We start from the raw sequence: 13,051 nt of genomic DNA, 5'->3' as shown, positions 1-13,051 counted from the left end.
GGGGCTCCGGTCACTGACGGTCGAAGATGCCGCGCGCGGGGGGCGGGCCGAGCCGGGCGCGATCGACGGTGAAGGTGAGGGCGCGCACCTCGGCCGGCGTCAGCTCGGGCAGCCGCGCGACCAGGCCGAGGAACCGGTCCTGCTCGGCCGGCCCGATGACGTCCTGCGCCAGTGTGCGGAATTTCTCGACGTACTGGGGCCGGGCGAAGGGGCGTGCGCCGAGCGGGTGGGCGTCGGCCACCGCCAGTTCGTCCTCGATGACCGAGCCGTCCTCGAGGGTGACGACGACCCGGCCGCCGAAGGCCAGCTCGTTCGGATCGCGCGAGTGGTAGCGGGCGGTCCAGGCAGGGTCTTCGACCGTGCGGATCTTCCGCCATAGAGCCACGGTGTCCGGTCGCTGGGCGCGCTCGGGCGCGTAGGAGCGCTCGTGGTGCCAGCCGCCGTCCTGCAGGGCGACGGCGAAGATGTACATGATCGAGTGGTCGAGCGTTTCGCGGCTGGCCTTCGGATCCATCTTCTGCGGATCCTCGGCGCCCGTGCCGATGACGTAATGGGTGTGATGGCTCGTCTCGATGACGATGTCTTTTACCCGCGCGAAGTCGCCGATCTTGGGGCCGACCCGGCGCGCGAGGTCGATCAGCGCCTGACTCTGATACTCGGCCGAATGCTCCTTGGTGTAGGTGTCGAGGATCGCGCGCTTGGCCTCGCCCTTTTCCGGTAGAGGAATCTGATAAACGGTGCTGGGACCTCCCAACAGCCAGGCGATGAAGCCGTCCTCGCCTTCATAAGCAGGGGAGGGGGCGCCTTCGCCGCGCATCACCCGGTCGACCGCCTCGATGGCCATCTTGCCGGCGAAGGCGGGCGCATAGGCCTTCCAGCTCGAAATCTCGCCCTTGCGGGACTGGCGCGTGGTGGTGGTGACGTGCAGGGCCTGTTGCACCGCCTGCCAGATCGTCTCGACGGGCAGGCCCAGAAGCGTGCCGACGCCGGCCGCGGCCGAAGGGCCCAGGTGGGCGATGTGGTCGATCTTGTGCTCGTGCAGGCAGATCCCCTTCACCAGGTCGACCTGGATTTCGTAGCCCGTGGCGATGCCCCGGACCAGCTCCGCGCCGGAGAGACCCGCATGCTGGGCCACCGCCAGGATCGGCGGGATGTTGTCGCCGGGGTGCGAGTAGTCCGCCGCCAGGAAGGTGTCGTGGAAGTCGAGCTCGCGCACCGCCACGCCGTTGGCCCAGGCGGCCCATTCCGGCGAGACAAGTTCGTCGGCGGCCAGGCCGAAGACGTTGGCGCCCTTCGCCCGACCTTGCGAGCGCGCCTGGGCGCGTGCGCTGGCCACCGGCCGTCGTGCGATCGAAGCCGCCGCCACCGCCGCATTGTCGATGATGCGGTTGCCGATCATCTCCACCACGGCGTCCTCGACGACCACCGGGTCGGCGGCGACCTCGGCGATCTTCCAGGCGAGCTGGTCGGCGCGAGGCAGGTTCTCGGCGGACTTGTAGGTTCGGACGCTATGCAACTTCACGGTGGGAGCTTCCTTTGAGCGAAATGGGGCGGGGGCGGCCGTCGGCGTCGACTGCGACCATCTGGAAAAGGCCGTCGAGAACCGGCGAGGTCTCCTGACGGCCGAGCGCGCCGGCGCAGCCCTCGACGTGGACCGTGAGAGACGCCCGGCCCGAGCGCACCACGCGCGCCGACAGGTGCAGGACGTCCCCGACCCGGACGGGCGCCTTGAAGGTGATGCCGCTGCAGGCCGCCATCACCACATCGCCAGCCGCGTGTTCGGCGGCGGCCAGCACCGCCGCGCGACTCATCAAGCTCAGCGCCTCACCGGCGAACAGTGTCCCGTAGTGGTTGGCCTGTGCTGGGAAGATCGGAGTGGAGAAACATCCGGCGCGCGGTCTCTGGCTGATCAGCGGTGCGTTCATGCGGACTTGCCTTGCTTGCGGATATTCGCAAGTTACGCACCGCTAAAATCGGCAATAGGCTTGAATTTGCGTCCCTTTGCGAAGGTGACGCTGCAAATTTGCAAAGGTTGCGAATGCGCGATCCGGCTCGAAAGATGTTCATGGGCGCCCGCTTGCGGCGGCTGCGCGAAGATCGCGGCCTGACCCAGGCGGCGCTGGCCTCGGCGCTGGGCCTGTCGCCGAGCTATCTGAACCAACTCGAGAACAACCAGCGGCCGCTGACCGTCGCCGTGCTGCTGAAGCTCAACGCCGCCTTCGGACTGGACGTGCAGGTGTTCTCGGACGAGGACGAGGCGCGTCTGCTGGCGCAGCTCCGCGAAGCCTCTCTCGACGCAGGTCCGGCGGAAGACTTGACGCTGGCCGAACTGAAGTCCCTGGCCATGAACATGCCAGCCGCCGCACGGCTGATCGCCAGCCTGCATCAGCGCTATCGCCAGGCGCTCGAACAGGCTCACACCGCCGCGGCCAGGCTGGGAGATGATCGCACAGAGGGAACCGGCTCTCCCGCTCCCTACGAGGAAGTGCGCGACTTCTTCTATAGCCGGCGCAATCACATCGTCGGCCTCGATGGGGCCGCCGAGACCCTGGCGTTCGAGGAAGGAGTTCGCCCCGGTGCAGCCGCCGCGGCGCTAGCTCGTCGGCTCACGGCGCGGCATGGCGTCGCCTTGGAGCTGACGGATGAGCACGACGGCCGCCGCTTCGATCCCGTCAACCATCGTCTGACCCTTTCAACCAGGCTCAACGAGGGCCAGCGCGCCTTCCAATTGGCGACGCAATTGGCGTTCCTCGAATACGACGATCTGCTCTCGAGAGAACTGGAGGGGGCTCGCCTCAGTCCCGAGGCCCATGCTTTGGGGCGCCTGGGCCTCGCCAACTATTTCGCCGGGGCGGTGATCCTGCCGTACGCCTCAATCCTGCAGGCGGCCGAGCGCAGCCGATACGACATCGAGGCGCTGGCCATGCAGTTCGGCGTCGGTTTCGAAACCATCTGCCACCGGCTCAGCACCTTGCAACGGCCCGGCGCCGCGGGTGTTCCGTTCATCTTCGTGCGGGCCGATCGCGCCGGAAACATCTCCAAGCGGCAGTCGGCGACCGACTTTCACTTCTCGCGCCTCGGCGGCTCCTGCCCATTGTGGAACCTGTACGAGGCCTTCTCGCGGCCTGGCCACCTGTCGCGCCAGCTCGCCGAGATGCCCGATGGCCGCCGTTATCTTTGGGTGGCGCGCACGGTCGGCGGGGAAGCCTCCGCCTTCCGCAGGACCGAACCGCAGTTTGCCGTGGCCTTGGGTTGCGACCTGCGTCACGCGCCCCGCCTGATCTATGCAGATGGCCTGGACTCCGCCCTGGCCAGTGCGTTCGCGCCCATTGGTCCCGGCTGCAAGATCTGCGATCGCCCCGGATGTCGTCAGCGGGCCTTCCCTCCGCTGGCGCGCGCTATCGTTGTCGACGAGGCGGATAGCGGCGCTGCGCCGTACCGGTTTCAAGACGCCTGATTGTCGTTGGGGTGCGCCACGGGGGCGTTCAGGAGCCTATCGATCAGGTTCCGATGGTTGGAGCCAGCGGTCATAGAAGTTCCGCCCGAGCTGGATCGTCGAGGCGGCGTCGTAGTGCAGGCCGTCGGGCTGGGTTGCGCCACGTGCATCGCCGAGTGGGTGACCATGAGCACGGTGACGCCAGAGGCTACCGCCTCCGTAACCATAGCCATCATCGCCTCGCCGCTGACGATGCCAAGATTGCCAGTCGGTTCGTTGGCAAGGATCACGCCCGGTTCAGAGACAAGTGCGCGTGCCGTGGCGACCGGCTGCTGCTTGCCGCCGGACAATTGCTTGGGTCGATTGGCGGGCGCGAAGGGCCATGCCGACCCGCTCCAACGCCGCCACTACGCGTTTCCCCTGTACTACGATCCGCTCTACTGGGGTGCAGTCTTTCCGCTTGGCATGTACGCGCCCCCTACCTGGTGGATGAACTGCGCCATGAAGTTCAGTTTCCCGTCCGGGTACCGAGAGCCTTTCTCTATGTCGCCTTTGCGGCCTGGATCATGGTGTTCGTCGAGACGTTGTGCGTCCTGTCCCGTATCCGAAGCGCTGAGTCGGAAGCGTAAGTTCTTTGCTCGTTAAGACTTCGGAGGTTGTTGGAACGGGAGGTAAGGGGCCGCATGTCTTGGCTGGTAACAGGGAGCGAATGTCTGGCGCATGCCCAGGCAGACCCGAGGGCATGTTATTCGGTCAACATTGTTTCGGAGCAAAGATCGACCTGGTTGAGGGCGTAGCTTCGACCCTGTTGGACGCCAGCGTGGTGTCCTGGGGATAATGAACATGAACGTCATCGCGCTCTTCGCCGGCGCCGCGCTTCTCGCGTTAGGGGCCACGACCTCTGTCCATGCGGCCGACGCGCCGTCGTCAGCCGCAACTCCTGCGGTCGACATCGTCCGCTTGGCCACCGACCTGCCGCCTCCGATCGCTCGGCGTGCGCCGGCGGTCGTCAAGGTCAACTTCGAGACCAGCGAGGTCCTTGGGAAACTTACCGGGGAAACCACTTTCAAGTACTGGACCTTCAACGGCAAGGTGCCGGGGCCGATGGTCCGGGTCCGGGTGGGCGACACCGTGGAGGTCACCCTGCACAACCCCGCCGACAGTGCGATGATGCACAATGTGGACTTCCATGCGGTGACCGGCCCCGGCGGCGGCGGGGCCGCAACCTTGGCCAAGCCAGGGGAGACTAAGAGCTTCAGCTTCAAGGCGTTGAAGCCGGGCCTCTACATCTACCATTGCGCCACACCCATGGTGGCCCAGCACATCGCCAACGGTATGTACGGGGCGATCCTGGTCGAGCCCGAGGAAGGCTTGCCCAAGGTCGACCACGAATTCTATGTGATCCAGGGTGAAATCTACACCGACCTTGGCCTTTCGGAGGCCGGTGAAGCGAACGAGGACATCCAGAAACTCCTCGACGAGCAGCCGGAATATTATGTGATGAACGGCGCCTTCAAGGCGCTCACCGGCGATAAGAGCCTCAAGGTTAAAGTGGGTGAGACCGCCCGAATCTACTTCGGCGTAGGCGGCCCCAACAAGACGTCGAGCTTCCACGTGATCGGCGAGATCTTTGATGATGTCTATAATCTCGCTTCCCTGACCAGCCCGCCAATCAAGGACGTTCAAACCGTCACGGTGGCGCCTGGCGGGGCGACGGTTGTCGACCTCAAGTTCGAGGTGCCCGGCAGCTACATCATGGTCGACCACGCGTTGAGCCGGGTCGACCGCGGCGGGGCCGGCATCATCGAGGTCACGGGGCCGGAAGATCATGCGATCTTCAAGACGGCTCCCGGCGTCACCACGCATATGGAGCACTAAGGGCCTTCTGGCTCTGAACTCAAAGAACCGACCCTGTTCATCTCGGCTGGCTTGATCCAAGTCAGCCGAGACTGGGCGTTTAGGCGCTAGCCTGTCTCTTTCGGCCCAATATCCCGAGTTTCGCCCGAGGAAATCTCATGTCGCTCCTGCTCGCACGCGCGTTTCTGGCCGCTGCGGCCGCATTGGCGCCAGCCGCGGCGCTGGCTGGCGACCTTTCCAGCGGCAAGCTCCTCGTCGATGCGAGGAGTCGTTACGAGTCCCTAGACCTCGGAGGCCTGGACGGCCAGGCGCTCACCGCGCGGCTGCGCCTGGGATGGGAGACGCCCAAGGTGGCGGGTTTCACCGGCCTGGTGGAAGGCGAAGCGGTCGCAGTTCTGGTGGACGACTACGCCGATGGCATCACCCCCCGTCCGGGCAGGCCTGTGATCCCCGATCCCGATTCCGTGGAGCTCAACCGCGCGCAGATCACCTGGGCGCCGGGGCCGGCCTTCGAGGCGACCCTGGGCCGCCAGCGTATCGTCCTCAACAACGCCCGCTTTGTCGGCAATGTCGGCTGGCGGCAGAACGAGCAGACTTTCGATGCGGTCAAGCTCGTCGCAAAGCCCTCGCCGGCGGCCACGCTCACCTATGCCTTCGTCGGCCGGGTCAACCGCACCATCGGGCGCGACAATCCCCAAGGCATCTGGCGCGGCGATGTCCATCTGATGCAGGTGGACTTCAAGACTCCGGCGGGAAAACTGGTCGGTTACGGGTACCTGATGGATTTCAGCACCGTCCCAGCCCAATCCTCCGCCACCTGGGGTCTGCGGCTCACGGGGGAAAGGCCGCTCCAGCCCTCGGCGGCCCTGACTTGGGAACTAGAATACGCCCGCCAGCAGGACTGGCGCGTGCAGGCGGAATTCGACCTCGATTACATTCTCGTCGCCGGCGGCGTGAAGACTGCGGCTTCGAGCCTTGGCCTGGTGTTCGAGCGGCTCGACGGCGACGGTCGTCGTGGGTTTCAAACTCCGCTCGCCACGTTGCATGGTTTCCAGGGATGGTCGGATGTGATCGGCGCGACGCCCGCCGACGGCGTCCGGGACATCTATCTTCGTGGGCATGTCTTCGTCCCCCTGTCGCGTCCGATGAAGATCTCGGGCGAGGCGCACGACTTCCGAAGCGTCAAGAACGCTCGGACCTATGGGCGTGAGATCGACCTCGCCGCTTCCATGGCCCTGGCCAAGCCGGTGAACCTGGAGGTGGGCGTCGCGCGTTTCGACACCAGCGATGCGATGTATCCGGACGCGATCCGCGCCTGGGTTTCGATGGAATACAAATACTAAGGCGTGAGGTCGAGCTTGCTGGCGGACAAGGATGGGACGGTTGTCTCAGCCTATGGTGAGGCGCACGGAGTTTCCTCGCCATGCCTTCCCATAGCCCTCCGCCCTTTGTGGGGCCGTTCGACGATTTACCTGCGGCCCTTGAGCCTGACGCTCACCTTATCCGCCGGATCGTCGAGAACTATCATGGGCCGCACCTGCACGATCTGCGCGCGGCCATCGACCTCAGCCATAAGGTCGAGGCTCGTCACTCTGGCCATCCTTCGGCGCCGGACGGGCTTGCCGGCCTGCTGACCGAAACCTTCGACCATCTGGCCGCTCACCAAGCTCGGGAAGAGGCAATCCTGTTTCCGGCCATGCTGAGCGGGATGATCGACTTCCTCCCCTGGATCTCGGACATTGGAGGCGAGCACGATGATGTCCGAGGTCGCCTGGAAGCGCTCAAGCAGACCGCTGGCGGCTACCAGGCCCCGGCGGACGCCTGCTCGACCTGGCTCGAACTCTATGGCCTTTGCGGGAAGCTCGACGCCGAACTGCGCGAGCATATCCGGCTGGAGGAGGAGGTGCTGTTTCCCCGCTTCGCCCAAAGATTGCGGGAGTTGCGCTGACGCAAGGTCGGCTCCTTCGCCATTCTCTATCCTTCAGTCGTCAGGGCGTTGAGACGGCGCCCGTTCAATCCAAGGACGAGAACAATGTTCAGGATGACTCTGGCCGCCGGGGCGACGGCCGTGGCTTTGGCGCTGGCTGGCCAGGCGACTGCTGCGGAAATCCAGGTCAAGATGCTCGATCGGGGCGCCCAGGGTGTAATGGTCTTCGAGCCGTCGAGCGCGAACTTCAAGGTCGGCGATACGGTCCGCTTCCTGCCGACCAATCCCGGCCATAATGTTGAAACCATTTCCACCATGCTTCCGCCGGGGGCTACGCCTGTCAAAGGGGCCATGAACCAGGAGGTGGTGGTGAAATTCACCAAGCCGGGCGTCTACGGTTTCAAGTGCCTGCCGCACTGGGGTTTCGGCATGGTGTTCGTGGCCAAGGTCGGTGACGGAAGCCCCAACCTCGCCGCCGCCCAGGCTGCGGCGGCGAAGACGCCGCCCATGACCAAGAAGCGCCTGGCCGCCGCCTTCGCGGCCCTGAAATAGGCGTAGCTCCTCTGAGCGGCATCCGGTTCGATGGAATAGGGCGCCGCTCAGTATATCCTGACCTGGAGGAGTTTTCCCGCCGAACCGGTATCCGCTTAAGCGGAGAGGCGTCTGTCGTCGGGCGTCCCAAGGCCGTGTCAGTCCGCTGAATCCTCGGCTATCGCCAGCAGCGTGCGAGGCTTCGTCACGACAATGTGGCGACGCGAGCTTGCGGTGATCCCCGTGTCGTCCCAAGCTGCGAGGGTCCTGCTGACGGTGTGGAGTGTCGAGCCGGTCATTTCAGCCAGTTCCTGGCGGGTGATTGGGAAGTTAATTTCGATACCGGCGTCGGTGCGGCAGCCAGCTTGCTGGATCAGTCGCACGATGGCCCGGGCGATCCGCTGCTCCACCCGCTCGCCGGTGAGCTCGCCCACACGGCTCTGCAATTCGAGCATGCGGTTGCCGGCGGAGGCGGTGGATCGCAGGGCGATCTCAGGAAATCGGGTCATCAACTGCCGCATGACGCCTACGGTCCAGAAGATCTCCAGGCTGTCGACCACAGCCACGGCGTCGGCCGGAAACGGACGGTCCATTAACGCCGCCACGGTGCCGAACATCTCGCCGGGGCCGATGAAGCGGATGACCGACTGGCCGCCGTCGGGACGGCTCTGCAGAATCTTCACTCGTCCTTCAAGCAGGGTGTGGCAGGTGACGCCGGGATCGCCTTGCGAGAAGACGACCCGTCCGGCAGGCAGTCGGCGCAGGCTGCCTGCGTTCATGACGGCGCGCCTGCCTTCCTCATCGAGGTCGCCAAACAGATCGGCGCCGATAAGCAGGTTGGGATCGGCGACGGTTAGCATGGCTATGGCCCTCCTGGGTCCATGGGCGCGTCAAGATCATCAAGGATGACGGATTTGTCGCCTAAGAGATTCCCCTAGGAGGGTGACCCCTTAGGAGGAGGGAAGCTCCTGTATCGGGTCGGACTGCGCGCAAGCCTGAGGCGACCTTGTTCCAGCGCAACGTTGATCGAGGGGAACTGTCCCACTGAAGGCGTGTGCGACCGAACGGGGAGTCCCGTTGCGGCTTTTAGGGACAATGAGATGAACACCAAGAGACTTTGGTTGATTCTCGCCCTGGTCATGGCGGCCTCTTTCACCGTCCTTGGCCTCATGGGACGGGAAATCTACCGACAGGCGCCACCGATACCGACGCAGGTGGTGGACGCTTCGGGCACGGTCCTGATGAGCCGCGACGACATTCAAAAGGGCCAGTTGGCCTACCAGTCCATGGGCGGCCAGCAGGTCGGTTCCATCTGGGGCCACGGCGGCTATGTGGCGCCCGATTGGTCGGCCGACCAATTGCATCGCGAGAGCATGGCCCTGCTCGAAATCTGGGCACAGCGGGACTTCGGCCGCGCCTACGACATCCTGTCGGCCGAACGTCAGGCTTCGCTGAAAGCGCGGCTGAAGGCCGAAATGCGTACGAACACCTACGACCCGGGAGCCGGCGTCATCAAGGTGTCGGCCGACCGCGCGGCGGCTATGGCCCAGGTCAAGGCTCACTATGTAGCGCTGCTGGGCGATGATCCGGCGCTCAAGAGCCTGCGTGAGGACTATGCCATCGCCGACGGGGCCATGCCCGACGCCGGCCGTCGCAACGCTGTGGCGGACTTCTATTGGTGGATCAGTTGGGCGGCCGGAACTAACCGTCCCGGAGATACCGTCACCTATACCTCCAACTGGCCGCACGAGCCTCTGATCGACAACGTGCCGACGTCGGCCAACCTGGTCTGGTCCGTCGCCAGCGTGATCCTCCTGATCTTCGCCGTCGGCGGCCTGGTCTGGTGGCACGCCAAGACCAAGACCGAGGATCATGCGAAGGCGCCGGAGGCCGACCCGCTTTTCAGCCTGACCCCCACCCCGTCGCAACGCGCGGTCTTCAAGTACCTCCTCACGGTGATCGGTCTCTTCCTGTTGCAGGTGGGGCTTGGCGCGGTCACCGCCCACTATGCGGTGGAAGGTCATGACTTCTATGGGATCGAAATCTCCAAGATCATCCCCTATGCGATCACCCGTACCTGGCACACCCAGCTTGCGGTGTTCTGGATCGCGACGGCCTGGTTGGCGACCGGGCTCTATGTGGCCCCGATGGTTTCCGGCCACGAGCCGAAGTTCCAGCGCCTTGGCGTGAACCTGCTCTGGGCTGCGCTGGTGTTCGTCGTCCTCGGCTCGATGGCTGGCGAATGGCTCGGCGTGCAGCAGATATTCGACCTCGACACCAACTGGTGGTTCGGCCATCAGGGCTGGGAATATATCGACCTTGGCCGGTTCTGGCAGACCTTGCTGTTCGTGGGTCTTCTGCTCTGGCTCGTGCTGGTGACCCGCGCTCTGTGGCCGGCGCTGCGCAAGCCGTCCGAGAGCAAGCCGGTCCTGGCCATCCTCTTCCTCTCGACCGTGGCCATCGCGCTCTTCTACGCCGCCGGCTTCATGTGGGGTAAGCACAGCCACATCAGCGTCATGGAATACTGGCGCTGGTGGATCGTCCACCTGTGGGTCGAAGGCTTCTTCGAAGTGTTCGCCACGGCGGTCATCAGCCTGCTGATGGTGAAGCTCGGCCTGGTCCGCGCCCGCACCGCCAACGGGGCGGTGGTGTTTGGCACCATCGTGTTCATGTTCGGCGGCGTGCTGGGGACGGCGCACCACTGGTACTTCGCCGGCACGCCGGTTTCGGTGATCGCCATCGGGGCCATGTTCTCGGCCCTGGAGGTCGCGCCCCTGGCTCTGATCGGCGCCGAGGCTTTCGAGACCTATCGCCATGGTAAGGCCGCCCCTTGGGTCTCCGCCTACCGTTGGCCGATCATGTTCTTCGTGGCGGTGGCCTTCTGGAACCTGCTGGGCGCCGGGGTCTTCGGCTTCATGATCAACCCGCCGATCAGCCTCTATTACATCCAGGGGCTCAATACGACGGCGACCCATGCCCACTCCGCGCTCTTCGGAGTCTATGGCATGCTGGGCATCGGGTTGTTGCTGTTCTGCTTCCGCGGCCTTGCCCGGCGTGAGGCCTGGAACGATCATCTGTTGGGTTGGACGTTCTGGCTGCTCAACATCGGCTTGGCGATGATGGTCTTCATGTCGCTGCTGCCGATGGGCGTGGTCCAGGCTCTGGCCAGCATCGAACACGGGACCTGGTTCGCCCGGTCTCCCGCCGTGATCCACTCGCCGCTGGTCGAGCTCCTCGTGTGGCTCAGGGTGCCGGGTGATATCGTGTTCGGAGCCGGAGCGCTCACCCTTGCCGCCTTTGCAGCAAAGCTGGTTCTCAGCGGCTCCAATCGCCAACCTACCTCCCAGGCTGCCGGTTCGCCCGTCGCGGCCGAGTAGTCACCCCCTATCGTGGCGGGGCGGATCAAGCAGCCCCGCCACGATTCTTTTGAAATTCATCGTGATGCAAACCATCCAAGCGGTGTGACGTCGCCAGAGGTTGGCGCACCTTCATCACGACCTTCCCCTATCCTTCTTCTCCGCCTCCCTCCTGGGGGCGTCGGCCGTTTTGGTCTGGGGTATGGCCGGTTGTCGGGACCGGTGATCGTGCCGCCGCGGCCTATGGAGCATGACGGTTCGAGTGGCCGGTTGAAGCGGCTGTCTTGCTGTAGGATTTTGAAAATAAATTCTTTTCAGGGATTGGCCGGTCCCGCCCGACCTGGAATGAGGCTAGGGGGATTGCGAGATGGCGGCTTCTTACCCGCCGGCGGGCCCATGTTCCTCAAGTCAGGTAGCGGCGGCTGAACCGCCGAGCCTGGAGCGAAGTCCGATCGGATCGGACTTCGCTCCAGGCTGTCCCTTTAGGATGCGCGCGCCTTGATCGGGAGCTCGAAGACCAGCTTGTCACGACTGGTTCCGGGAGGCGGCGCCGGCAGCGGCGCTGCAGCGCGGATCGCTCTTAGGCATGCGCGGTCGAAAAGCGGGTCGCCGCTCGAGCGGCCGAGGCGCACGGACAGGATCGCCCCGGACTCGTCGAGGGCGAAGATCGCCACCGCCACGCCTGCTCCGGGGCGGGCTGCGGGCGCGTTGGCGGCAAGGTGGCTCCAGATGAGCCGGCGGTACTCGACCAGCGGATCGACGGTCGAGCGCGGCGGAGGCGTGGTCGTGGCCAGGAACACCGGCTGAGGCGCCATATCCTGGGCGAGTTGTGTGGCTTCCACCATCGCAGGGGGGGCTGGAGCCGGAATCCGTGGAGCCGCCGGAGCCGCTGTCGGAGCGGGCGCTGCATGCGAATTGCTTGCTGAGGTCCTTGGCCGTTCCGCCGGCCGGGGCGCCGCCGGGGCTGGCGGCGCGGAGGCGGGAAAGAGGTCGGCCGCATTGACGAGCGAGACGTTGATCGCCTGTGGCGGCTGCGCCAGGTCCGCGGAGGCCGGCTGGTGCAGGGCGATGCCGAGGGCGACGGCGGCGTGGGCGGCGATCGAGGCTCCGACCGCCGCCAGTTGGGCCGATGAGAGGCGTTGGGCGAGCATGTCAGAACGCCGCCGTCAGGCCGAGGTTGAACGAACGTCCGGGCCCAGGCAGCGGGCGCAGCGGCTGCAGGTAGTTGTCGGCTCGATAGTCGCCGTACGACACGCCGCCCAGCGGAAGACGATAGGCGGTGTCCAGGAGGTTCTCCACCGCCAGGTTCACGCGCACGCGTTCGCCCGCCCAGGTGGTCCGCAGGTTGAAGAGAGCGTAGGCGCTGGTCTGAGGCTCATTGCGCAGGGCGTTTACGGCGTCCTTCTTTCCAACCAACTGAATCTCGGCCTGGTTCGTCCAGCGGCCCTTCTGTTGCTCCAGGGCGACCCGGCCGGTCAGGGGTTGCATGTGGTAGAGGTTGTCGCCGGTGTCCCGGTTCTCGCCGTCCACGAACGCCAAGCTCCCGGAGAGCGTGCCGCGGCCGAGACCTTCGGTGTTCCAGACCTCGGCGTAAGCGGCGGCGTCGAACCCGAACAACCGCGCGTCCATGTTCGTGAAGCGCAACTGCACGAAGCCTCGCGGCAAGTCGGCCAGCTTCACCGCGTCCACGAAATCCTGGACCTGGGAGTGATAGGCGGTGACGGTGAGGCCCCGCTTGGCGGCGACATCCGTCAACCGCAGGGTGGCGGCGAAATGATGCGCCACTTCGGGCTTCAGGTCGGGATCGCCGACATAGCCGTTGGCGTCGCCGGCGAACGAGGTCATCGCACTCGACATGGACCCGACGCCCCAGGCGTAGCGCTCGTAGAGATTCGGGGCGCGGGTCTTGCGCGCATAGCCGAACTCCAGGGCGGCCGTGTCGTT

The 13,051-nt window shown here is 65.3% G+C and carries 11 protein-coding genes; 6 read left to right on the top strand and 5 right to left on the bottom strand.

Annotation, left to right across the window (positions count from 1 at the left end; all coding sequences use genetic code 11):
• Nucleotides 1-10 precede the first annotated feature (10 nt).
• Together ACE3TL_RS04255 and ACE3TL_RS04250 are read right to left on the bottom strand one after the other, a co-directional pair.
• A complete protein-coding gene (locus ACE3TL_RS04255; protein WP_374577484.1) occupies nucleotides 11-1,522 on the bottom strand; it encodes an MmgE/PrpD family protein in 1,512 nt (503 codons plus the stop codon).
• Complete coding sequence (locus ACE3TL_RS04250; RefSeq protein ID WP_374577483.1) at nucleotides 1,509-1,925, bottom strand: acyl-CoA thioesterase; 417 nt, start codon at nucleotides 1,923-1,925, stop codon at nucleotides 1,509-1,511. Before ACE3TL_RS04250 ends, ACE3TL_RS04255 begins: the two co-directional genes overlap by 14 nt.
• Nucleotides 1,926-1,936: 11 nt before the next feature.
• On the opposite strand from ACE3TL_RS04250, the gene ACE3TL_RS04245 reads away from it, so the two are divergent.
• The 5 genes from ACE3TL_RS04245 (at nucleotide 1,937) to ACE3TL_RS04225 (ending at nucleotide 7,772) form a co-directional block, all read left to right on the top strand.
• Nucleotides 1,937-3,457 (top strand): short-chain fatty acyl-CoA regulator family protein, encoded by a 1,521-nt coding sequence (locus ACE3TL_RS04245; protein WP_374577482.1) that lies wholly within the window; start codon nucleotides 1,937-1,939, stop codon nucleotides 3,455-3,457.
• Between the two features lie 822 nt (nucleotides 3,458-4,279).
• Entirely contained in the window at nucleotides 4,280-5,314 is a 1,035-nt protein-coding gene (nirK, locus tag ACE3TL_RS04240; RefSeq protein WP_374577481.1) for a copper-containing nitrite reductase, read from the top strand.
• 137 nt (nucleotides 5,315-5,451) lie between these two features.
• Nucleotides 5,452-6,636 carry a hypothetical protein gene (locus ACE3TL_RS04235; protein ID WP_374577480.1) on the top strand — a complete coding sequence of 395 codons (1,185 nt, stop codon included), beginning with the start codon at nucleotides 5,452-5,454 and terminating at the stop codon, nucleotides 6,634-6,636.
• An 80-nt stretch (nucleotides 6,637-6,716) separates the two neighbouring features.
• Nucleotides 6,717-7,241 (top strand): hemerythrin domain-containing protein, encoded by a 525-nt coding sequence (locus ACE3TL_RS04230; RefSeq protein ID WP_374577479.1) that lies wholly within the window; start codon nucleotides 6,717-6,719, stop codon nucleotides 7,239-7,241.
• An 84-nt stretch (nucleotides 7,242-7,325) separates the two neighbouring features.
• Nucleotides 7,326-7,772, top strand: a complete 447-nt coding sequence (locus ACE3TL_RS04225; RefSeq protein WP_374577478.1) for a pseudoazurin — start codon at nucleotides 7,326-7,328, stop codon at nucleotides 7,770-7,772.
• A 137-nt stretch (nucleotides 7,773-7,909) separates the two neighbouring features.
• Here the strand turns inward: ACE3TL_RS04225 and ACE3TL_RS04220 are convergent, their stop codons facing one another.
• Entirely contained in the window at nucleotides 7,910-8,611 is a 702-nt protein-coding gene (locus tag ACE3TL_RS04220) for a Crp/Fnr family transcriptional regulator (RefSeq protein WP_374577477.1), read from the bottom strand.
• 240 nt (nucleotides 8,612-8,851) lie between these two features.
• On the opposite strand from ACE3TL_RS04220, the gene ACE3TL_RS04215 reads away from it, so the two are divergent.
• Nucleotides 8,852-11,128, top strand: coding sequence for a nitric-oxide reductase large subunit (locus tag ACE3TL_RS04215; protein ID WP_374577476.1), 2,277 nt, complete (start codon nucleotides 8,852-8,854; stop codon nucleotides 11,126-11,128).
• A gap of 461 nt (nucleotides 11,129-11,589) precedes the next feature.
• Here ACE3TL_RS04215 and ACE3TL_RS04210 read toward each other — a convergent pair whose 3' ends face one another.
• Together ACE3TL_RS04210 and ACE3TL_RS04205 are read right to left on the bottom strand one after the other, a co-directional pair.
• Nucleotides 11,590-12,258 (bottom strand): energy transducer TonB, encoded by a 669-nt coding sequence (locus ACE3TL_RS04210; protein ID WP_374577475.1) that lies wholly within the window; start codon nucleotides 12,256-12,258, stop codon nucleotides 11,590-11,592.
• Nucleotide 12,259: 1 nt separating this feature from the next.
• Nucleotides 12,260-13,051, bottom strand: a 792-nt coding sequence (locus tag ACE3TL_RS04205; protein WP_374577474.1) for a TonB-dependent receptor domain-containing protein, incomplete at its 5' end; no start/stop codon positions are given.

This window comes from Phenylobacterium sp., from assembly GCF_041920015.1.
Classification (GTDB): domain Bacteria; phylum Pseudomonadota; class Alphaproteobacteria; order Caulobacterales; family Caulobacteraceae; genus Phenylobacterium.
This window is presented reverse-complemented; position numbering and strand designations above follow the sequence as displayed.